Consider the following 22,107-nt stretch of genomic DNA (forward strand, 5'->3'; position numbering starts at 1 on the left):
ACAATTCGCCCAACTTGATGCAGAAGTCAAAACTTCCGCCACTTTCGATGCAAAGAAAGTTTCGCCATTATCGGTAACATCATTCACGGGGATCGGGCCCCATATAACATTGTAAGGATTGTTTTCAAAAGGCGTCTGCCTTCCCCCGAAAATAGTTGTTTATCACTGGACACTCCAGTACCAAGTCTGACGGACTTAATTTGATAGACAACTCCGGCGTTTTCCGATCGCAACCTGCGACGAAAACGATGTTTCTGATTCGCGAAAGTATAAATGTGCAAACGGCTTGTCGTTCGGCTTTTTTGCGACGCGTATATTCAGGAGGTAATATGTTTCAACGTTTTATTTTAGCTGTACAACAAAGTAATTTAACCAAGCAAGAGAAGCGCGCCGCGCTGCAGTCTGTAGCGCGTGATACAACCAGCGGTTTTATCACCTCCATGCGCCATCTGTTCATGGCTTTCGGTATCACCTCCATCGCCATGCTGGCGATGATGTTCATCAAACCTGAACTGGCGGACAAATTTAAGAACCTGTCTCCCTTCGCCGAAGCCGGAGCCACCGCCGAAGCGGAAGTACCACCACCAAGCCTGGCAATGCTGATGCAGGCACCTGGCAAGACCAATACCAGCGCCAATGTACAAGCGGCAGGATACTCTGAAGACGATGCCAAAATGCTGGGCAATCAGCGTCAGCAGGAATGGGTCACCAACTGGCTATCAAAACGCTACCGTGTCGCCAGCGATGCAACCAATATGCTGGTGTCAGCGGCGTACCTGACAGCCAAAGAAATCAAGCTTGATCCACTGCTGATTCTGTCAGTGATGGCCATCGAATCCGGGCTGAATCCATTTGCGGAAAGTCCTGTCGGTGCGCAAGGCTTGATGCAGGTGATGTCCAAAGTTCACCAGGAGAAATTTGAGGATATGGGTGGCGTCAAAGCGGCATTGAACCCGGTCGCCAATATCAAAGTCGGCGCTTTGATTCTGAAGGACTATGTGTCACGCACAGGCTCTGTTGAAGCTGGCCTGAAAATGTACGTTGGCGCAGGTGCTTTTGATTCTGATTCCGGCTATGGCTCACGGGTTCTGACCGAATACAAACGCCTGAAAGATGTTTCTGCAGGTAAGAAAGTGCCGACAAGCTTTGCGGCACCGGCTACCGCAACACCGTCTCCACGCCCACTGGAAGCGGCACCGGCAATGAAGACAGAACCTACCGAAGCAAAAGCGAAAACCACGCATACCGAACAAGTTGCTGCGCTTTAAGTCCCCCGCCTCTCAAAAAAACAGCCTGACTGAACGTCAGGCTGTTTTTTTATCTGGATGCCGGTCTGGATTGCAAAAACCGGCTGAGCCTTGCCACTGCCTCCTGCAGATTCTCAAATGAGTTCGCATACGAGAGCCGGACATAGGTGCCGGCGGTTGCCGGACCAAAATCCAGTCCAGGGACAATCACGACCCCTGCCTCTGTCAGCACTTCTTTGGCGAACGCATCGGCATCAGTGGTAAAACGGGAGCAGTCAGCATAAACATAAAATGCCCCGTCAGGCATGACCGGAATACCAAAACCCAGTTCCCGCAAAGCAGGTACGATGTAATCACGGCGACGCTTAAATTCTGCCTTGCGGCTTTCATAAATAGCCATGGTTTCAGGTTCAAAACAGGCCAACGCTGCATGCTGGGCGACAGAAGAAGCGCAGATAAACAGATTTTGCGCCAGTTTTTCTATATGAGGCACGATGCGTTCCGGTACAACAATCCAGCCCAGACGCCAGCCCGTCATATTGAAATACTTGCTGAAGCTGTTGATTACAACCACATCATCGTCCAGAGACAGTGCAGAAAATGGTGCGGCGTCATAGGATAGTCCCTGATAAATCTCATCGACAATCGTAAAGCCGCCGCGCTGCTTTACGCTGGCAATGATCGCCGTCAGTTCAGATGTGCTGATTGATGTGCCGGTTGGATTGGATGGCGATGCCAGCAAGACGCCGCTGGTATTATCATCCCAGTGTTCACGCACCATCCGGTCGGAAAGCTGAAAGCGATCCTCGGCACCACTGGCGACCAGTTTCGCCAGACCATTAAACGCCGCCACAAAATGACGGTTACACGGATAACAGGGATCCGGCATCAGCACTTCTTTGCCGGGCTCGACTAAAGCCGCACAGGCGAGCAACAGTGCCGCCGAGGCTCCGGCTGTCACGATAATGCGCGAAGCAGGAATCGTCAGGCCACACTGTTGTAAGTAATACGCTGAAATCGCCTCCCGTAACGCTGGCAGGCCGAGCGCCGAAGTATATTGCAGGCGACCTTCCGCCATCGCTCTGGCGGCGGCATCAATCACCGCCTGCGGCGCAGTGAAATCCGGCTCACCGATTCCCATATGGATCAGGTGACGCCCCTGATCTTCGAGTGCCGAAGCCATTTTCATGAGCTCCATCACATGAAACGGAGCGATATGATCGAGACGGGAGGCGAGATTATTATGCATACAAATGAAATCCTGAAAAAAAACCGCCTGTTTTCTGTCGTAGAAAAAGGCGGTGTGATCTGTATTACCTGAATACGAAATTTACTTAGCAGCGACCTCATTCGGACGCAATTTAGCTGCCAGCTTATCTAAAACGCCGTTGACATATTTATGGCCATCGAGGCCACCGAAAGACTTGGTCAGCTCTACTGCTTCATTAATCACAACACGGTAAGGAATTTCTATGTGATTTTTGAGTTCATACGCGCCGATCAGCAACACTGCGTGTTCTATCGGTGACAATTCAGCCACAGGGCGGTCAATCAAGGGCGCGAAGTCTTCGCGCAAAGCGATGGAATTGTTGATGGAGCCATGCAATAAAGCATCAAAATGCTCACGATCCGCTTTGTCAAAGCCATGCGCCTGGCGGATATGCGCATCAATCACGCCGGAATCTTCGTTATTCAACAACCACTGATACAGCCCCTGCAACGCAAATTCGCGCGCACGATGACGTGGTGAACGGCTCTTATTAGGATTGGCGTGTATGGAATTATTATTCATATGTTCTCTTGCTTGATCTTACCTGTTCTTCAACTGCGGTGACAGCACCGGCTCTGTATCAACACAGCGAGGCCGGTCTGTACTCGACTTAAGCGTCGTAATCGACTTCTTCTGTGGCTTCAGCCAATTCTTCCAGTGCCAGCGTCAGATTTGCCATTTCAACCGCGACACGGGCCGCATCTGTGCCTTTTTCAAACATGCGTACTTCCGCCTGCTCATCGTTTTCTGTCGTCAGAATCGCATTCGCGATAGGAATGCCGGAATCCAGACCGACGCGGGTGATACCAGCACCGGATTCATTCGATACCAATTCAAAATGATAGGTTTCGCCGCGAATCACCGCACCCAATGCGATCAGCGCGTCAAACTGATTAGTTTCTGCCAGCTTTTGCAATGCCAGCGGCACTTCCAGTGCACCCGGTACGGTTACATGCAAAATATCTTCGTTCATCACACCAAGACGTGCGAGTTCAGCGAGGCAAGCAGTCAGCAAACCATTGCCAACGACTTCGTTAAAACGTGCCTGTACGATACCAACGCGTACACCGGCGCCGTCCAGATTTGATTCGTAATGTCCTACTGTCATAATATTCTCTCTCGCGCTGACGCGCCTGAATGGGGTGGGTAACGAAATTAGAGGCCAGAAAACCAGAAACGACTGAGCAATGTTATTGCGCTGCTTCCGGCTTATCCATGTAACCGACTACTTCCAGATTAAACCCTGTCATTGACGGCATTTTACGCGGACTCGCCAGCAGCTTCATCTTACGTACACCAACATCTTTCAAAATTTGTGCACCGATACCGTAATTACGCAAATCCATGCGGGCAGCACGACCTGTCGCCGGGCGGCTGTCCGGCGTTTGCAACGCTTTAAACTGGTCAAACATCTGCTCGGCAGTTTCCTCGCAATTTAACAACACAATGACGCCGGAATCCGCTGCCTGCACCGTCTGCATCGCTGCTGCGATATTCCAGGAATGCGTGGTCGCCTTACTCTCCAGTAAATCCAGAATCGATACTGGCTGATGCACGCGTACCAGGGTTTCTTTTTCTGCCGAAATATCACCGTGAATCAACGCCAGATGCGCTGATCCGCTTGGCTTATCGCGATACACCACTGCCTGAAAACTACCATGCACCGTATCCATCTTCCGTTCGGCAACACGATCAACGATGCTTTCAGTCTGGCTGCGGTAATGAATCAGATCTGCAATCGTACCGATTTTAAGATTATGCTCTTTCGCGAATTCGATCAGATCCGGCAGACGTGCCATCGTGCCGTCGTCCTTCATGATCTCGCAGATCACTGAAGCCGGTGTCAGCCCGGCCATTTCCGTCAGATCACAACCGGCTTCCGTATGACCAGCGCGCATCAGCACACCTCCCTTTTGCGCTTTCAACGGGAACACATGACCTGGCTGCACGATGTCATGCGCGGTCGATTTCTTATCCACCGCCACTTGCACAGTGCGTGCACGATCAGCTGCTGAAATACCGGTAGTCACACCCTCTGCAGCTTCAATCGATACTGTGAAATTCGTACCAAACGACGTGCCGTTACGGCTGGTCATCATCGCCAGATTCAGCTCTTCGCAACGTTCTTCCGTCAGTGTAAGGCAAATCAGACCACGGCCATATTTCGCCATGAAATTAATCGCTTCCGGCGTGACGAATTCCGCCGCCATCACCAGATCACCTTCATTTTCACGGTCTTCCTCGTCAACCAGAATCACCATGCGTCCAGCGCGCAGTTCTGCGACGATTTCTAATGTATTTGACATGCTCATAGGGAAATATCCTGTAGTGGGCTCAGCGCCGGCGCTTAAGGCGGCGCTCCACTGACTGCATTTGAATGAAGACGCTATTTTAAAGGATTTCCCGCAACACTACCCGTGCTTTCTGCGGATTCCCCGTCTTTTTAGCTGATTTGAATCATGCCGCGACCGATTTCGACGACTTTGCCGCCAACCCTGATGGTTGTATCACCTGCCACATCCAGATAAAGCTGACTCGGCCGTCGCATTTGCCCCCCCCTGTTCCACCACGAAGCTCGCGGGCAGGTCGCGCCCTGACGCCAGCCACCAGCCACCCAGATTGGCGCAGGCGGAGCCGGTTGCGGGGTCTTCACCGATACCGCCTTCAGGGCGAACAAAGAAATAACGCGCAGTCACCAGTTGACGACACGCTGCGTCCGCATCCGCACCAGCATCAGCAGCATCAAACGCAAACACATACGCGGTACGCCGCCCCAGACTGCTTACAGGCCAGGCACCAAGCAAGGCAGCATCCGGTCGCGCACTACGAACTGCGCCCAGCGTTTTCAATGCGACCAACAACTGATCAGACCCGGTATTGACCCACAGCGGCGCCGACAATAAATCGTCTTCATGCAAACCAAGCAGATGCGCGATTTCTGCCGGGCTCGACTCACACGGCCGCGTCCGCACCGCCTGCGGTGCGGCAAACGTCCACACCTGATCGTGCAGGTTCAGCGATACGATCCCCGCTTTACATTCCAGTGTCAGCGCATCGCTTGCGCCAAAAAGTGCAGAGACCACGTGGGCAGTACCGATACTGGGATGACCTGCGAACGCCATCTCTGTGCCCGGTGTAAAAATCCGCATGCGCGCAGTCGCCTTACCGGACGACAGAATGAACGTGGTTTCCGACAAATTAAACTGCAAGGCCAGCGCCTGCATTTCTGCATCCGACAAGCCTTCCGCATGTTCAAACACACACAGGGGATTTCCGCCAAAGTCAGACTCGGCAAACACGTTCAGAATTCGGTAAGGGTAATTACGCATCATCATTCACCTTATACATACTACATGCGATACATACGACTATGGATAATCGGCATGGCCTCACCTATTACTGGCGCAAAGTATGTCGTACGCACCACAGGAAACCTCAAAAAATGAGAAAAGAAGGGAGTATGTGCAATTTTCGCCTTATTGTCAGCATAAAATAAGGCGCTTAAAACATACTCGGGGGAGTATCTATAGGCGCTACAGAGCATATGTATAGCGCCTCCGGAATGACGCGACAACAACGCACCACAACAAAAATGTGGCGCACCGCACGACATGGGCAGCAAAAGCCAGCTAAAAATATGTTGATCGCCGGCTGAGGCTGTTATGCTAAAGGCATACTTTCTCCACGACCATTTTGATCATCATGTTAGAACTTCGTCCCGGCTGTGAGCATTGCGATACCGATTTACCGCCAGCCGCGAGTAATGCGCGGATTTGCAGTTTTGAATGCACTTTTTGTGCCGACTGTGCAGAGACGATATTGCATAACGTTTGTCCGAATTGTGGCGGTGGTTTCAGCCCGCGCCCGGTGCGTCCGGTACAGAATTGGAAAGGTGGCAATAACCTGAGCAATTACCCGGCAAGCACCGTCAGAAAATACCGCCCTGCGGATCTGGTCGCGCATCAGGCATTGCTGCAAAGCTTGCAAGGACGATCAGCAGATCAGCGCTGATCTTAAAATTAGTAAGAGAAACAGAGTACTGCCTTTTCCCCACTTTTTTGACGGACGATATGTCGCAGAACAGCCTAAGCCCCCGCCACCTTCTGATGGCATTGATCGTAGTCTTTTTGTGGGGAATGAATTTCGTCGTCATCAAAATCGGCCTGCGCGGCATTCCACCGCTTCTGATGGGAACCCTGCGTTTCATGCTGGTCGCGTTTCCCGCGATTTTGTTTTTACCGCGCCCCAAAGTACCGCTAAAGCTGCTGATCGCCTATGCAATGACCATCAGCCTCGGACAATTCGCTTTTCTGTTTTCCGCCATGGCTATCGGGATGCCAGCGGGTCTGGCCTCACTGGTATTGCAGGCGCAGGCTTTTTTTACAGTAGGTTTATCGGCACTTGTTTTTGGCGACAAACTGCGCCTCAGCAATTTGCTGGGTATGCTGATTGCCAGCTGTGGGCTGGTCTTGCTCGGCAGCGCCAGCATCGCCAGCTCGGCCAGTCAGGTTACCTTAGCGGGTTTTGCACTGACCATTTGCGCCGCCATTTCGTGGGCGAGCGGGAATGTGATCAGCAAGAAAATCGGGCCGACGGCGGTGCTGAGTCTGGTGTCGTGGAGCGCACTGGTGCCGGTGATTCCGTTTTTCCTGCTGTCACTTTGGTTTGAAGGCAGCGAACAGATCAGCCACAGCCTGAAGAATATGAGCTTGCCATCGGCGCTGACCATTGTTTATCTGGCGTTCGCCGCGACCCTGATTGGCTATACTTTATGGGGACGCTTACTGGCAAGCCTGCCGACACACATGGTTGCACCACTGACCTTGATGGTGCCGGTCATCGGCCTGACAGCCGCGTGGGTCTTACTTGGTGAGGCGCTGAGTCCGCTGCAGATCGCGGGCGCGGTGATCATGATGTGTGGTTTGCTGATTAATGTGTTCGGGCCGCGATTACTGAGTCACTTGCGGGACATTTTTCATCCACTCTGAGAAGGCGGTCAGAGCTGACCCGACATAATAAAATCGCAATCAAAAAATACACCCACAATAGAAATGCGCCTTCGCAGGCTACAAACTGCGAAAAGGCGCATCAACAAACAGGAAGACAGTTCTGATTAAAGACCAGTATTTGTCGCGATGTAGGCTTTCATTTTTTCCACATCGGTTGTCATGACAACAAAGCGTTGTGGCAAGGCTTCAATGTTTTCAAAACCCGCCGGACGTTCCGCATCACGCCCCAGTGCTTCGCGGATGGTTTCATTAAATTTGGCTGGCAAGGCAGTTTCCAGCACGATCATAGGCACACCATTTTCTATATGCTCCAGCGCGACCTTGATACCATCGGCCGTATGCGTATCGATAGTGATGCCGTAATTTTTTTCAACCTGACGTATCGTGTTCAACCTGTCTGCATGCACAGATTTACCTGATTGAAAACCGAAACGGGCTACCTTTTTAAATTCATCGCCATCGCTGCCAGGCTGACCGGACAAATCAAAACCACCAGCCGTTTCCACTTTGCCAAACAAGGCTTTGACCCTTGCTGCATCGCCATCGAGCAGATCGTAAATGAAGCGTTCAAAGTTAGAAGCTTTGGAAATATCCATTGACGGGCTGGTGGTGTGCCAGGTTTCTGCCGACTTACGCACACGATACACGCCGGTGCGGAAAAACTCATCCAGCACATCATTTTCATTGGTTGCCACCACCAGCTTATCAATAGGCAAGCCCATCATGCGTGCGATGTGTCCGGCACAGATATTGCCGAAATTACCCGAAGGCACGGTGAACGACACCTTTTGCTCATTGCTGGTCGTCGCACTCAGATAACCGCGGAAGTAGTACACCACTTGCGCGACCACACGCGCCCAGTTGATCGAATTCACCGTGCCGATTTTCTGACGCTCTTTATACGCCAGATCATTAGAGACAGCCTTCACCATATCCTGGCAATCATCAAACACGCCTTCGACAGCGATATTAAAAATATTCGGGTCTTGCAGGCTGAACATTTGTGCGGTCTGGAATGCGCTCATTTTTTTATGCGGCGACAGCATGAAAACGCGTATGCCTTTTTTGCCACGCATCGCATATTCAGCAGCGCTGCCGGTATCACCGGAAGTGGCACCAAAAATATTCAGTTCGGCCTGTTTTTTTGCCAGCGCATATTCAAACAGATTGCCGAGCAATTGCATCGCCATATCTTTGAACGCCAGCGTCGGGCCGTTCGATAAGGCTTGCAGGATCAGCTTGCGGCCCTCTTTATCTTCGAGCACGCGCAGCGGTGTGATTTGCGCTGCGTCTTCACCCTGACGCGCATTGCGATAGACATCTGCCGTGTAGGTTTTTTCAACAATCGCTTTGAGGTCTTCCGCCGGAATATCGGTCGCGAATTTTTTCAAGACTTCAAACGCCAGACCAGCGTATGACAAACCGCGCCATGCATCCAGTTCTGCGCCACTGACCTGTGGATAGCTGGTGGGCAAATACAATCCACCATCCGGCGCCAGACCACCTAAGAGAATTTCCGAGAAATTTTGTGCGGCGGTATGTCCGCGGGTTGAAACATATTGCATAAGATGACTGAAGTAAATTAAGAGGTTGGATGAATTTTCCGTCTATTATATCGCCCTTACCCCCTCAAAACCCAGGCAAAACGAATGAAAGTAAGCCCCGGCGTTGTCAGCGAGCGCGCCACGCTGGCCGGCTTTGTACAAACCTGTGCGATTTTTATTCCTCAGAACCCCTTTGCCGGGCTGTCATTTAAACAGCACGATGGCTTTCTGAAAAGTGATCCAGATTCCTGCCAGCATAGGAATACCGACAACAGCCCAGGCGGCGATCAGTAAGACTGGGTGACTGGCTTCGCGCGCGACTGCAATCATTCCGCTGCTATTGACGGCAAGATTACGGTCATGTGCGAGCTTACGTTCGACTGCCAGCTCCTCGTCACTCATAAAATTCTCTGCCTGCACCGGGCGTATCAGTGCGTTGCTGAGAAAGCCCAGAACCAACATTCCGGCGAGGATATACATCGTGACATCGTAAGCCTGCGCTTTCGGTACCCCGTTGGCGATCTGGTATTCGCGGATATAAGTAATCAGTAAAGGCCCCAGCACGCCGGCGGTTGCCCACGCTGTCAGTAAGCGGCCGTGAATGGCACCGACCATCTGCGAGCCGAACATGTCGGCAAGATACGCAGGAACCGTGGCAAAGCCACCGCCATACATCGACAAAATAATGCAGAATGCCAGCACAAACAGCGCCAGGCTGCCAGCCTTACCTGCACTGGGTACCGCGGAATACAGCACGAAACCGAGTGCAAAGAATATGAAATACGTTGCCTTGCGGCCGAGATAATCAGAACAGGAAGCCCAGAAAAAACGCCCGCCGATATTGAACAAAGACAGCAAACCGGTAAAGCCGGCCGCAATCGTTGCAATCTGCGTTTTCTGCTCCACACTGAGTTCATTGAAAGCGAGATCAACACCGATCAGCTTGCCGCCAAATACTTCCTGCAAGAGCGGCGATGCCATACCCAGAACACCTATCCCTGCTGAAACATTGAGACACAATACGCACCAGATCAGCCAGAACTGCGGCGTCTTCCAGGCTTTCTCCAGATGCACATGCCGACTGGTGATCATAACGTTGCTGATCTGTGCAGGTACAGGTGCCCAGCCCGGTGGCGCCCAGCCCGAAGCCGGAACGCGATAAGCAAAAGCACCGGCCAGCATAAAGACAAAGTAAATCGCCGCCATCGTCAGGAAAGTTTCCCAGACACCGACGGATACCGGTGTTGCATAGAAACGCATCAGCCAGTCGGCCAAAGGGGCACCGACCATAGCACCGCCACCAAAACCCATGATCGCCATGCCAGTCGCCATACCGCGACGATCGGGAAACCATTTAATCAAAGTGGAAACTGGCGAAATATAGCCAAGCCCCAGCCCGATACCGCCGATCACACCGGCGCCCAGCCACATCAGCCACATCTGATGAATGTAAATACCAAACGCGGAAATGACCAGACCACCACACCAGCAGACAGCGGACACAATACCTGCCTTGCGAGGCCCGGCATGTTCCAGCCATTTACCGAATAAGGCGGCCGAACTGCCGAGAAAGACGAAAAACAGGGTATACATCCACGCAAGCGTGGAAATGCGCCAGTCGCAATCGCTGGTGAACAACTCAGTCAGCAAGCTCATTTCCTGAGGACAGGCGACCGGATTTTTCATCCCTATGGCACGCGATAAGGGTAACCAGAATACTGAAAAGCCGTATGCCATACCAATGCACAGATGTATTGCCAATGCAGCTGGCGGCACCAGCCAGCGGTTAAAACCCTCGCCTGCGATCGTACGCTCTTTAGCAAGCCATCCCGGTTGCGGTTGCGACATACAACACTCCTGTTTAAAAAAATGCCTTTTGAATAATATCGATGAGCTTATCAAAGCAAGTACTTTGCCCAGGATTCATATTGCATTTTGTTACTAAAATTTAGCTTTCCGGATGAACTGCCTTACCCTTCTCAGCAAAAAAACGGTCGTTTGCAGCCTGTGGCAAGTCTTGCGTCAGCCCATCTGTCATTCGGCGGCAATGAGCTGACTCAACGGTGTATCACCACCATCAATGCTTTTGCTTCAGTTTTACCGGTGTTTCTGATGGCGTGACTCTTATCTGCTTCGTAGCGGGCCGTCCCCCCGACTTTGACTTTCTTGCGCGTATTATCCACTTCAATTTCTACGCTTCCCTGCAGAACCGTCAGATGTTCAGTCGTGCCGGGGTCATGCGGGTTCGATACCAATGCACCGCCGGGTGCCAATGTCAGCTCGTACCATTCATATTTACCTGCCAGATCCATAGGACCAAGAATGCGCAGGACATAACCGGCATGTTCGCCAGAGAGGGTCGGCGTTTCATGCGATTCCAGTAATCGGATCACGTCCTGCTGCGGGACTTCGGATGACAATAATTCCGCCATGGTGACACCAAGCGCATTTGCCAGTCGCCAGGCAACAGCAATGGTGGGATTGGCTTTTTCACGCTCAATCTGCGACAGCATCGACTTGGAGACACCTGCCGTACGCGATAAATCTTCCAGTGTCAGACCGCGGTCGAGACGCAATTTCTGTAAGGTTGCGCCAACTTCTGGCGGCGTATTCGATAAAACTTTTTTCATAAAGGCTCTTGCGTCATTAAACATTAATGCTTAGCATTCGATATATCGAATTTATGTTCTACATATTGAAATTTTTAATTCTTTCAAAATAAGTTAAAAATTTCTTTTCTCAGTCTAACAGCAGAAACCACTCAGCCACAGCATTTACCGAGACAACCATGAGCCAGACAACATCCAGACAACACTTTTTCAGTAACTTAGCCGGAAATCTCAACAATTTACGCGAGCAAGGTTTATATAAAACCGAACGCGTGATCGCCTCGCGTCAGGGTGCGGTTGTCACTTGCGACGATGGTCGCCAGTTAATCAACCTGTGCGCAAATAACTATCTGGGACTGTCCGGCGACGAAGCGATGGTGCAGGCATCCATCGCTGCGACCGAACAATTTGGCTATGGCTTGTCATCGGTACGTTTCATCTGCGGCACGCAAACGGTACACAAGCAACTGGAAAAAGCGATCGCAGAATTTCTCGGTACCGAAGATTGCATTTTGTATGCTGCCGCATTCGACGCTAACGGTGGTGTATTTGAACCCCTGTTTGACGAAAATGACGCCATCATTTCCGACGCACTGAATCACGCATCGATTATCGACGGCATCCGCCTCTGTAAAGCTGCACGCTATCGCTATGCACACAACGACATGGCTGATCTGGAAACGCAACTGCAAGCTGCTGCAGATAAACGCCACCGCATCATCGTGACCGATGGCGTATTCTCAATGGACGGCACGATTGCCCAACTCGATAAAATCTGCGCACTGGCAGATAAATATGACGCCCTGGTGATGATAGACGAATGTCATGCCTCCGGCTTCATGGGTAAAACCGGACGCGGCACGCATGAACATCATAATGTCATCGGGCGTGTCGACATCATCACAGGCACGCTGGGCAAAGCATTGGGCGGTGCGATGGGCGGCTTTACAGCGGGGCGCAAAGAAGTGATCAACACCCTGCGTCAGAAATCACGCCCTTACCTGTTCTCGAATACGCTTGCGCCCTCAATCGCCGGTGCCTCTTTATCGGTATTGCAACGTCTGTCTTCTTCAACAGAACTACGGGATCGTCTGCATGCGAATACCGAACACTTCCGCCGTGAGATCGTATCGCTGGGATTCACGATTAAACCGGGTACACATCCTGTCGTCCCGGTCATGCTGTTCGATGCGCCAGTTGCGCAAAAATTTGCCGCGCGCCTGTATGAGCTCGGCGTATTTGTCACCGGCTTCTTCTATCCGGTCGTGCCGATGGGGCAAGCCCGGGTTCGCGTCCAGCTGTCTGCCGCACACACAACAGAACAACTTAACACCGCACTCGCTGCTTTTGCCCAAGCTGGCCGCGAACTGGGTCTGATTAAATAAGGAATCAACATGGAAAAAATATTAGTTATTGGCGCGAATGGTCAGATCGGCAGCGAGCTGGTTGAAGCACTCGCACTGCAGCATGGTGCGGACAACGTGGTGGCAGCCGATATCAGCCCCGCCAGCCTGTACGGCGCAAAAATTTATGAAATCATCGACGTACTGAATGCAGCCCGTATCAGCGAAGTGATAGAACAGTACAACATCACGCAGGTTTATCAGCTGGCAGCACTGTTATCGGCAACTGGTGAAAAAGCGCCGCTGAAAGCCTGGGAACTGAACATGGACGGCTTGCTGAATATTCTGGAAATCGCGCGCATCCGCGGTGAGGCGGGAAAACCACTGAAAGTATTCTGGCCTTCCTCCATCGCCGCGTTTGGCCCGAACACACCGCCGGTCAATACGCCGCAATACACGGTAATGGATCCAAGCACAATCTACGGCATCAGCAAACTCGCCGGTGAACGTCTGTGCGAATATTATTTCGAAAAATATGGCGTCGATGTCCGCAGCATTCGCTATCCCGGCATCATCAGTTATAAGTCTCCACCAGGCGGCGGCACCACTGATTATGCGATTGCGATTTTCCATTCTGCACTGCGTGGCGAATCTTATGAATGTTTTCTGGAATCAGAAACCACGCTGCCGATGATCTACATGCCAGATGCGATCCGCGCCACAATTTCACTGATGGATGCGGACGCCACCAAACTTTCTGTACGTTCCTCCTATAATGTCGCAGGTTTAAGTTTCAATCCGCGTGAATTGGCCGCTGCAATCAAACAAAATTTGCCTGTATTTGAAATACACTACGCCCCGGACAGCAGACAAGCAATTGCCGCTTCCTGGCCACAAAGTCTGGACGACAGTCAGGCACAGAAGGACTGGAAATGGCAAGCGAATATTGGCCTCGATGCGTTGGTCGCTGACATGCTGAAAAATATCACCGTAGCAGCCAAAGGATTAGACAAGGCTGCATAATAAAAATTTGAGACTGGAGTAACGACGATGGACATGCGTGTATTTGATTTATTTAAAATTGGCGTCGGCCCCTCCAGCTCTCACACCGTTGGCCCCATGCTGGCTGGCAGGCGCTTTTTACTAGAAACACCCGATCTGCATCTGGCAACAAAAGTGCAGGTTGCGCTGTATGGTTCACTCGCCCTGACTGGTGTCGGTCACGCCACCGACAAAGCAGTGCTGCTTGGCCTGATGGGAGAAACTCCGCAAGATGTTGCGCCAGAAAGCGTCGAAGAAAAGCTTGCCATTCTGAAGCAGACCCGACAACTGAATTTACTCGGGCAGCACAGCGTGGCATTTGATCCGCAAACCGATCTGCTCTGGTTCAAACAGGAAGTCTTACCCGGCCATCCGAATGGTCTCAAATTTTTCCTCACGCGCAGCGACGGCAGTATTTCTGAAAAAACTTACTACTCCACCGGCGGCGGTTTTATTTACTCTGAAGAGGAATTAGCAGCCACTCCGACTGAGAGAAAAAGCACAGCAATACCAGTACCATTTCCGTTCAACACCATGGAAGATTTACTCGCTCATGGCCAACGTACGGGCTTGTCGATCACAACGATGTTACGCGCGAACGAAAACTGTCACTGCAGTGACGAAGAGTTAAACGCGGGTATCGATAACATCTGGGCGGTGATGAAAGCCTGTATCGCCCGTGGCTTACAGATGAGCGGCGAATTACCCGGTGGTTTGCAGGTAAAGAGGCGCGCTGCGAATCTATGGCGCGCGGCGAATTCCAGCGCAGATGTGTTGCCACATGATGGCTTGCACAGAGTCAGCTTGTACGCAATGGCCGTCAATGAAGAAAATGCGGCCGGTGGCCGCGTTGTGACGGCCCCGACCAATGGTGCCGCCGGCATTATTCCTGCGGTGTTGCGCTATTATGCCGAAGACTGTAAGCCATCTAACCCTGAGCAAGGTATACGTAACTTTTTGCTCGCTGCATCCGCAATTGGAATGTTGTGCAAAAAAAATGCCTCCATTTCCGGCGCAGAGATAGGCTGCCAGGGCGAGGTCGGCGTCGCCTGCGCAATGGCCGCCGCCGGTCTGACAGCAGCACTCGGTGGCACCAACGCACAGATCGAGGCTGCGGCTGAAATCGGCATAGAACATCATCTGGGAATGACCTGCGACCCTATCGGCGGGCTGGTACAGATTCCCTGTATAGAACGCAACGGCATGGGAGCAGTCAAAGCCATCACGGCGGCTTCACTTGCACTGCGCGGCGATGGCCAGCATAAGGTCACGCTTGACGATGCGATAGAAACGATGCGTCAGACCGGTGCCGACATGCAGGCAAAATACAAAGAAACCTCATTAGGCGGCCTTGCAGTTCACGTTGTGACTGTGAACTATGCGGCTTGCTGACAAGAGCTAAACTGCCCCAGTAAGCGGATAGCAAAGTTGTCGCTGTCCGCTTATTTCCCGGCACCAAAAGAAAACTTCCTGACTCCGGCCTGCCACAACAGAAACGCCCACGCGTCGGCGCGTTCAGCCGACACTGACAATTCATCAGCCCCCGGCTTCTTGCCGGAAGTGCGTAGGAATACCGGGCGATTTTTATTGGTACTCAGTATTTGCATACCAGCGGCTAATTTGGCAGACATCCACAGTGGCGCGGTAGCATCAGTGACATCCGCGGATATCAGCATCGCAGGATAGGCCACGCCAGAACGCAATTCATCAAACGCGAATACGGTGTCAGCATTAGTCGTGCGATTTTTTTTCGGAGTATTTTTCTGATCTGTGGCTGGCAAAGCCTCACTACGGACATTGTGCACATGCACTGCTGCGAACAAATCCGGACGGCGCAAGGCCGCTTTCATCACAGCATCTTTCGCGGAATCTACCTCCTCCGCTGTCAGTTTTTCGGGCGAGGTATAGCCTTCCCTGACCAGATACTCTGCCGCCAGAATCACATTTGCACTTTGTGCATGCATGTTCCCCGACAAAGGATATTTCACTGATTTGGATTGCTTGCCATCACTGCCATTTGCAGCGTCACGCATTTGCACGATCGCCACAATACCGCCCTGCTCCAGCCACGCCATTCTGCCTGCATCAAACCCGGGGGCAAAGATTGGCGGCGTCGCATAGTCGGTCACCAGTAACGCAGGATGACTGCCATCCATTTCCAGGCCAGCGTGATAAATCAGTGTTAAAGGAATACGCTCACCATTGGCTGCGGCCAAATAGAAAGTTTTACTCAGAATATCGGCAGTTGGCTGCGCTGCCGTTCCTGCGGGCAAGACTGAAACAAGCTGTCTGTCTTTACCAAGGCGATATCTGGCTGGTGCAACACTGGCAGACTGCAGAATAAAGGAAAGCTGACCAGAGGCGGGCTCCAACGATATTTCACTGACTTGTCCCCGCAAAGGCAAAACGATAGCGCTGATGTTCCCGCTATTCGCGTCAGCTTTCAGCAATTGACTCACTCCCGCTTCACTTGCATGCCAATACAACGCGTCTTTTACTGCGAATAATTCATGCAAGATCGCGGCTCCATCTTTCACCAATGGCTTTGCCTGACTCAGCTTCAGCGTTTTTAAATCGACTTTTAACAGACTGCCATTAATCGTTTTCTTACGCGATAACAGATAGATTGCGTCACCGGCGAACGCCAGACTCTCGATTTTATCCGCAGGCGCCGCAAACAATTTCCAGGCTGTGCCAACACCAGTCACATCACTTTGTTTTGCGTAAAAGTAGCTTTTTGCTTTGCCGTTCGCGTGCGTCACTTCAACGAATACCAGCGCCGCGTCCGGTACGATTTTCATGCGCACAGTGTCGTCAGACGACAAGCGGACAGGTTTTGCCATACCAGCACCGACGACCACTTTATCAATGCGCACCGGCTCGCCGATGATGTGCTGCGCCATTTCGATCTTTCCCTGCTGAATTCCATTGTTCTGGCGATCAGCATAGCGGGTATAAAAAACTGCCTTGCTATCCGCTTTCCAGAACGCATTATTTTCAGCATCATCAGCCGGCGTAATGCGATCATCCAATAACTGACCGTCACTGATCTGGATAAGACTGAGTGACCATTCTGTGCGACCATGACGATTGATTTGTGTCAGCACGCCCAGTTTGCTCATGTCGGGCGCGGGTAACAGGCGCTGTATATGCTCATTGTCTCCAGTCAGAAACAAGACCCGCTCAGCGCCAACGACTCTGTTTTGAATAAGCACGCGGCTGCGCTGATCTGCACCCGTCTGAACATAGATCCTGCTGTCAGTGGTTTCTATATCCCCAATCACAGCGGCCTTCCCGGCAACAGGAACGCTCGGCACTTCAGACAACATCTGCCCCCGCAAACGCGCCAGTAAGGATTCCCGGCCGTCAATACGTGTAATGACATTGTCAGTCAGCGCATTCTGTCGTTGCAGCCAGTCCTTGATCTGCGCATGCTCCGTTTGCTCAAACAGACGAAAAGGATCTGGTGCTTCATGGTGAGCCTGATCTTTCACCGCCTGAACTGCCTCCACCACCGCTGGCGGCATTGCCGGATAGCTGCCCCAGGACTGCGCCTGCACCACTGCGGGCAACAATGCACTCAGTATCAAGCACAGACAAATACTTCTGAATTCAGGCATATCGCCTCCGGGAAAATGTCATTCTTACTCTCTGTTCATCAAAGTTGTACTTGATGCATCGCATTTCAGTCCTTGTTTTTTTAGCTTTATTCCCGGCTTTCTGCATTTCATCGCATCTCGCTGGCGATATGTTGGAGCGTTATTTACAGTACAACCATCGCAACACCAATCAAACAACCGGAGAGCAACCATGAAATCACTGACAACTTCACAATTAAGCATCTTCAGCATCGCTGGATTTGCCGCAGCCATCGCATTGACAACAGCATTCCAGCAAACAGCCATCAACGACCCACTGATTCCTGTCGTTACAATAACAGCCCAGAGAATGACGGAGCAACAGAAGATCGCTTTCGACCTTGCGCAATCCGCATCCACTGTACACACCGTGGAAATTACAGGAAAACGTCTGACAGCCGAAGAAAAACTGGCATTTGACCGTCAGGACCGGAACCTTCAGCAAGCAAAAACAAAAATGTATAAAAAACCAGCCTTGCTGGTCTGAATCAGCAAATAAACTGACGATCTGAAAAAAAATTTACACTAAATTGTTTGGCAAGTCACAACACTTACCTTATAGTTGCATTTACTTTCGTTTGCAGCATTCACATATCAGCAGGTAATCATGTCAAAAAAACCGCTACTCCTGAGTTTGCTTTCAGCCACCATGCTGGCTGGTACTGTCTTTTGCAGCAACGTGTTGGCCATGACATCCATGACAATTCCGCCGAATCCACAAGACAGAAACACCGTTGACGTCGCTCAGGAATCTGCCTCTGCCAGCGCAAGTGCGCAAGTTCAGACACAGCTTGATCGTGGTGGCGTTGATCGCGCATCGGTACATTTGCAAATCCTGCAGCAGTCGAACACCCATTTTTCAGACAATAACGTCGCGAAAAAAACCGGTGCTTACGATAAAAAAGCGCAGATTAAAGCGTCCAGCAATTCCTGAACAAGCCCTGATTTCGTAAGATACTCCCCTATGCCATCGCGCCGGACTCAAGTAACGGCGTGGACTCTTTAAGCATACTCACCGGGAGTATCTCGTCTCCAGCAGTATCATAAAGCAGCGCGGTCTATTCTTTTACTAAGGATGACTGAAGTCGAAGTCTGCCGCACCCCATCCATTGCACCGATCTGATCCAGCAAACGATCCAGCGTTTCTGTTGTATCGCAGCGCAAAGTCAGCATGTAGTCAATTGCTCCGCTAACCGCACACAAGGTTTCGGTTTCCGGCAATTGCTGCAAATGACGAATCAGCAATGGTGCGTACTTCGCCTCAACCGACATTCCCACATACGCCCTGACTGCAGGCTGGCGCATCGTATGACTGAGCCTGACGCCGTAGCCCTCGATGATGCCGCGTTTTTCTAATGCCGCGATTCTGGCAATAACGGTCGTACGGGCAATCGCCACCTGCCGGGCAATCGTCGTCACCGGCGTGCGTGCATCATCCATCAGCAAGGCAAGTATTTTCTGATCAATCTCATCGAGCGCAGGTTTCATATCGTCATTTTGTTTTTACATATCGTCATATTGAATTATTTAACTACATTTTGACGATATTTCACCTGCTATTATCTGACAAAATTTACATCTACACTTGCTCCAGCACCTTTTTACAACATCCATCAGGTTTTGGAGAACATCATGACAAGCAAACTCATCCTGCTCGGCGCAGGTAAAATCGGCGACGCAATTCTGAACCTGTTGTCGCACACTGGCGACTACGAAATCACGGTGGCAGACCGCGACCCACAACGGTTGAAGTACGTAGAACAGGCCGCATTTCCACACACCCGTATCGTGCAGGCCGATCTGAGCGACAAAGCTGCGGTGACTGAACTGATACGCGGCCATCAGGTAACGCTGTCCGCTTGTCCCTATTTTCTGACGCCCATTATTGCCGGTGCTGCGCGCGAGGCAAATTCGCATTATTTCGATCTGACCGAAGATGTGGAAAGCACACGCATCGTCAAGCAACTGGCCGAGGGAGCACATTCGGCATTTGTGCCGCAATGTGGTCTGGCACCGGGCTTTATCTCTATCGTTGCCAACGATGTCGCTCAGCGTTTCGACACCCTGCGTGATGTCAGCATGCGCGTCGGTGCCCTGCCGACATTTCCGAACAATGCACTCAAATACAACCTGACCTGGAGCACTGACGGTCTGATCAACGAATACTGCAATCCTTGTGAAGCGATCGTCGATGGCCAGCTACGTGAAACCGCCGCACTCGAAGAAATCGAACATTTTTCACTCGATGGCATCGACTATGAAGCCTTTAACACTTCCGGCGGCCTCGGCACACTCTGCGAAAGTCTGGAGGGCAAGGTACAAAATCTGAATTACAAAACCGTGCGCTACCCAGGCCATCGCGACATCGTCAAAATGCTGATCCGTGATCTGGAACTCGGGAAAATCGAACGCCGCCCGATACTGAAAGACGTGCTGGAAACGTCCATTCCTATGACCAAGCAAGACGTGGTGCTGGTATTCGTCAGCGTGGTCGGTATGCGCGCTGGCCGACTCGAACAAGAATCGTACGCGAAAAAAATCTATGCTCAGAATGTAAATGGTCAGTTGCTGTCTGCCATACAATTAACAACCGCTTCCGGCATCTGCGCGATGGTGGATCTGGTGGTCAGCGGCAAGCTGCCACAACGCGGGCTGGTGCGACAAGAGCAAACGAAGTTATCTGATTTCCTAAGTAACCGTTTTGGTCAGTATTACGCTGTCTGATCTCCGGCAGGCTGCCGTTCTGCTGTGACGTTATTATTTTTAACCGAAGCGGGTCATCCACAAGAAGACCCGCTTCCCCCAAAATGAGCAATCATGATTATGGACAACGCGACACTTCACACCTTACTCAATAGCATGGGAGTTGATCTCCGCCATTATCAGGGAACAGAACTGCACAGCATTTCCCCTGTCGATGGCACGCCGCTCGCCAGTCTGACTGCCGACTCCGCTGCGCAGATCGATGCCCGCATCAGCCGCGCACATGCGGCATTTCAGCAATGGCGACAAGTGCCGGCACCACGCCGCGGTGAACTGGTGCGCCTGTTTGGTGACGAGTTACGCACGCACAAAGAAGCGCTGGGTAAAATCGTCACGCTCGAAGCTGGAAAAATTTTGCAGGAAGGTCTGGGCGAAGTGCAGGAAATGATCGATATCTGCGATTTCGCTGTCGGGCTCTCACGTCAACTTTACGGCTTGACCATCGCCTCGGAACGTCCGGGACACAGGATGATGGAACAATGGCTGCCGCTGGGCGTAGTCGGCGTAATTTCGGCATTTAACTTCCCGGTTGCCGTCTGGGCATGGAATGCCGCGCTGGCCTTTGTTTGCGGGGACAGCGTGATCTGGAAACCATCAGAAAAAACGCCGCTGACCGCGATTGCCACCCATGCTTTATTCATGAAGGCCGTTGCCAGATTCGGCAGCGATGCACCCGAAGGTTTAGCCGAACTGATTATCGGCGGTCGTGATGCCGGTGCCAGCATGGTCGCCGATCCACGCATCAAACTCGTCAGCGCCACCGGCAGCACACGCATGGGAAAACAGGTCGCCGCCGTATGCGCACAGCGACTCGCACGCAGCATACTGGAGCTCGGCGGCAACAACGCCATGATCGTCGCGCCCAGCGCCGATCTGGAAATGGCGGTACGTGCGATCACTTTCTCAGCGGTGGGTACGGCCGGACAACGCTGCACCACCCTGCGCCGCCTGTTCGTGCATGACAGCATCTACGACACACTGGTGCCGCGCCTGCAGAAAATTTATGCCGGCCTGCCTGTCGGCTCACCGCTGGAAAAAACCACATTGGTCGGCCCTTTGATTGACCAGGCAGCGTTTGACGCAATGCAAACTGCGCTGGCAACTGCCTCGACTGAACATGGAAAAGTGTTTGGCGGCGAACGCGTTACTGTGTCCGGCTGCGAAGCCGGCTATTACGTGCGCCCGGCAATCGTAGAAATGCCGGCACAGACGACAGCCATGCATCACGAAACCTTCGCGCCTATTCTGTACATCGTCCGCTACCACGATCTGGCACAGGCGATCGAATGGAATAACGCGGTTCCGCAAGGTTTATCCTCCGCGATTTTCACCACCGACATGCGTGAAGCCGAAACCTTCGTCTCTGCAGCTGGCAGCGATTGCGGTATCGCGAATGTGAATATCGGCCCGTCAGGCGCAGAAATCGGCGGGGCTTTTGGCGGCGAAAAAGATACCGGCGGAGGTCGCGAATCCGGTTCGGATGCGTGGAAAGCCTATATGCGCCGCGCTACCAATACCTTTAATTACAGCAACTCGCTGCCGCTGGCGCAGGGAATCAGCTTCGATATCTGAATCAGGGTTTGCCTCCAGCCTTCTGCCCCGGCTACTTTGCCGGGGCTTTTTTATTCGTGTCAGCAGACACG

General features: G+C 52.0%; 19 protein-coding genes and 1 pseudogene. 10 read left to right on the forward strand and 10 right to left on the reverse strand.

What is annotated here, in order from left to right; all coding sequences use genetic code 11:
- Window positions 1–329 precede the first annotated feature (329 nt).
- The gene (locus tag ACPAOP_RS09405) at window positions 330–1,268 is read left to right on the forward strand and encodes a transglycosylase SLT domain-containing protein (protein ID WP_423707768.1); all 939 of its coding nucleotides are present in this window, start codon (window positions 330–332) and stop codon (window positions 1,266–1,268) included.
- Window positions 1,269–1,317: 49 nt separating this feature from the next.
- Here the strand turns inward: ACPAOP_RS09405 and ACPAOP_RS09410 are convergent, their stop codons facing one another.
- The 5 genes and pseudogenes from ACPAOP_RS09410 to ACPAOP_RS09430 all read right to left on the reverse strand — a co-directional run bounded on the left by ACPAOP_RS09410 (window position 1,318) and on the right by ACPAOP_RS09430 (window position 5,846).
- Entirely contained in the window at window positions 1,318–2,496 is a 1,179-nt protein-coding gene (locus tag ACPAOP_RS09410) for a pyridoxal phosphate-dependent aminotransferase (protein WP_423707769.1), read from the reverse strand.
- A gap of 81 nt (window positions 2,497–2,577) precedes the next feature.
- Window positions 2,578–3,039, reverse strand: coding sequence for a transcription antitermination factor NusB (gene nusB, locus ACPAOP_RS09415; RefSeq protein WP_423682016.1), 462 nt, complete (start codon window positions 3,037–3,039; stop codon window positions 2,578–2,580).
- Window positions 3,040–3,127: 88 nt separating this feature from the next.
- Window positions 3,128–3,625 carry a 6,7-dimethyl-8-ribityllumazine synthase gene (ribH, locus tag ACPAOP_RS09420; protein ID WP_186883573.1) on the reverse strand — a complete coding sequence of 166 codons (498 nt, stop codon included), beginning with the start codon at window positions 3,623–3,625 and terminating at the stop codon, window positions 3,128–3,130.
- A gap of 82 nt (window positions 3,626–3,707) precedes the next feature.
- The gene (gene ribBA, locus ACPAOP_RS09425; protein WP_423682015.1) at window positions 3,708–4,829 is read right to left on the reverse strand and encodes a bifunctional 3,4-dihydroxy-2-butanone-4-phosphate synthase/GTP cyclohydrolase II; all 1,122 of its coding nucleotides are present in this window, start codon (window positions 4,827–4,829) and stop codon (window positions 3,708–3,710) included.
- Between the two features lie 131 nt (window positions 4,830–4,960).
- Window positions 4,961–5,846, reverse strand: a pseudogene (locus ACPAOP_RS09430) (PhzF family phenazine biosynthesis protein).
- A gap of 373 nt (window positions 5,847–6,219) precedes the next feature.
- Between ACPAOP_RS09430 and ACPAOP_RS09435 the strand changes: the two are divergent.
- The gene (locus tag ACPAOP_RS09435) at window positions 6,220–6,528 is read left to right on the forward strand and encodes a DUF1272 domain-containing protein (protein WP_423707770.1); all 309 of its coding nucleotides are present in this window, start codon (window positions 6,220–6,222) and stop codon (window positions 6,526–6,528) included.
- A gap of 95 nt (window positions 6,529–6,623) precedes the next feature.
- On the forward strand, window positions 6,624–7,505 hold the full coding sequence (locus ACPAOP_RS09440) for an EamA family transporter (RefSeq protein WP_423707771.1): 882 nt from the start codon (window positions 6,624–6,626) through the stop codon (window positions 7,503–7,505).
- A gap of 125 nt (window positions 7,506–7,630) precedes the next feature.
- Here the strand turns inward: ACPAOP_RS09440 and thrC are convergent, their stop codons facing one another.
- From thrC to ACPAOP_RS09455, 3 genes are all read right to left on the reverse strand, one after another.
- On the reverse strand, window positions 7,631–9,091 hold the full coding sequence (gene thrC / locus ACPAOP_RS09445; protein ID WP_423707773.1) for a threonine synthase: 1,461 nt from the start codon (window positions 9,089–9,091) through the stop codon (window positions 7,631–7,633).
- A gap of 183 nt (window positions 9,092–9,274) precedes the next feature.
- Window positions 9,275–10,918: an OFA family MFS transporter gene (locus ACPAOP_RS09450; RefSeq protein WP_423707775.1), complete on the reverse strand. Its 1,644-nt coding sequence runs from the start codon at window positions 10,916–10,918 to the stop codon at window positions 9,275–9,277.
- A 209-nt stretch (window positions 10,919–11,127) separates the two neighbouring features.
- Complete coding sequence (locus ACPAOP_RS09455; RefSeq protein ID WP_423682007.1) at window positions 11,128–11,700, reverse strand: helix-turn-helix domain-containing protein; 573 nt, start codon at window positions 11,698–11,700, stop codon at window positions 11,128–11,130.
- Between the two features lie 158 nt (window positions 11,701–11,858).
- On the opposite strand from ACPAOP_RS09455, the gene kbl reads away from it, so the two are divergent.
- From kbl to ACPAOP_RS09470, 3 genes are read left to right on the forward strand one after another with little or no spacing between them, the layout of a single operon-like run.
- Window positions 11,859–13,064, forward strand: a complete 1,206-nt coding sequence (kbl, locus tag ACPAOP_RS09460; RefSeq protein ID WP_423707776.1) for a glycine C-acetyltransferase — start codon at window positions 11,859–11,861, stop codon at window positions 13,062–13,064.
- A 9-nt stretch (window positions 13,065–13,073) separates the two neighbouring features.
- Window positions 13,074–14,045, forward strand: coding sequence for an NAD-dependent epimerase/dehydratase family protein (locus tag ACPAOP_RS09465; RefSeq protein ID WP_423707778.1), 972 nt, complete (start codon window positions 13,074–13,076; stop codon window positions 14,043–14,045).
- 27 nt (window positions 14,046–14,072) lie between these two features.
- Window positions 14,073–15,455, forward strand: a complete 1,383-nt coding sequence (locus tag ACPAOP_RS09470) for an L-serine ammonia-lyase (protein ID WP_423682004.1) — start codon at window positions 14,073–14,075, stop codon at window positions 15,453–15,455.
- Window positions 15,456–15,505: 50 nt separating this feature from the next.
- Here the strand turns inward: ACPAOP_RS09470 and ACPAOP_RS09475 are convergent, their stop codons facing one another.
- Window positions 15,506–17,683 carry a hypothetical protein gene (locus ACPAOP_RS09475; RefSeq protein ID WP_423707780.1) on the reverse strand — a complete coding sequence of 726 codons (2,178 nt, stop codon included), beginning with the start codon at window positions 17,681–17,683 and terminating at the stop codon, window positions 15,506–15,508.
- A 190-nt stretch (window positions 17,684–17,873) separates the two neighbouring features.
- On the opposite strand from ACPAOP_RS09475, the gene ACPAOP_RS09480 reads away from it, so the two are divergent.
- Window positions 17,874–18,188 (forward strand): hypothetical protein, encoded by a 315-nt coding sequence (locus tag ACPAOP_RS09480; RefSeq protein WP_423682002.1) that lies wholly within the window; start codon window positions 17,874–17,876, stop codon window positions 18,186–18,188.
- Between the two features lie 120 nt (window positions 18,189–18,308).
- Window positions 18,309–18,635 (forward strand): hypothetical protein, encoded by a 327-nt coding sequence (locus ACPAOP_RS09485; protein WP_423707782.1) that lies wholly within the window; start codon window positions 18,309–18,311, stop codon window positions 18,633–18,635.
- Window positions 18,636–18,742: 107 nt separating this feature from the next.
- Here ACPAOP_RS09485 and ACPAOP_RS09490 read toward each other — a convergent pair whose 3' ends face one another.
- Complete coding sequence (locus ACPAOP_RS09490; protein WP_423681999.1) at window positions 18,743–19,189, reverse strand: Lrp/AsnC family transcriptional regulator; 447 nt, start codon at window positions 19,187–19,189, stop codon at window positions 18,743–18,745.
- A 144-nt stretch (window positions 19,190–19,333) separates the two neighbouring features.
- On the opposite strand from ACPAOP_RS09490, the gene ACPAOP_RS09495 reads away from it, so the two are divergent.
- Together ACPAOP_RS09495 and ACPAOP_RS09500 are read left to right on the forward strand one after the other, a co-directional pair.
- Entirely contained in the window at window positions 19,334–20,425 is a 1,092-nt protein-coding gene (locus tag ACPAOP_RS09495) for a saccharopine dehydrogenase family protein (RefSeq protein WP_186883593.1), read from the forward strand.
- A gap of 99 nt (window positions 20,426–20,524) precedes the next feature.
- The gene (locus ACPAOP_RS09500; RefSeq protein WP_423682275.1) at window positions 20,525–22,036 is read left to right on the forward strand and encodes an aldehyde dehydrogenase family protein; all 1,512 of its coding nucleotides are present in this window, start codon (window positions 20,525–20,527) and stop codon (window positions 22,034–22,036) included.
- Window positions 22,037–22,107 lie beyond the last annotated feature (71 nt).

Origin of the sequence: Undibacterium sp. WLX3042 (assembly GCF_049544825.1) — a bacterium.
Lineage (GTDB): Bacteria > Pseudomonadota > Gammaproteobacteria > Burkholderiales > Burkholderiaceae_D > Undibacterium.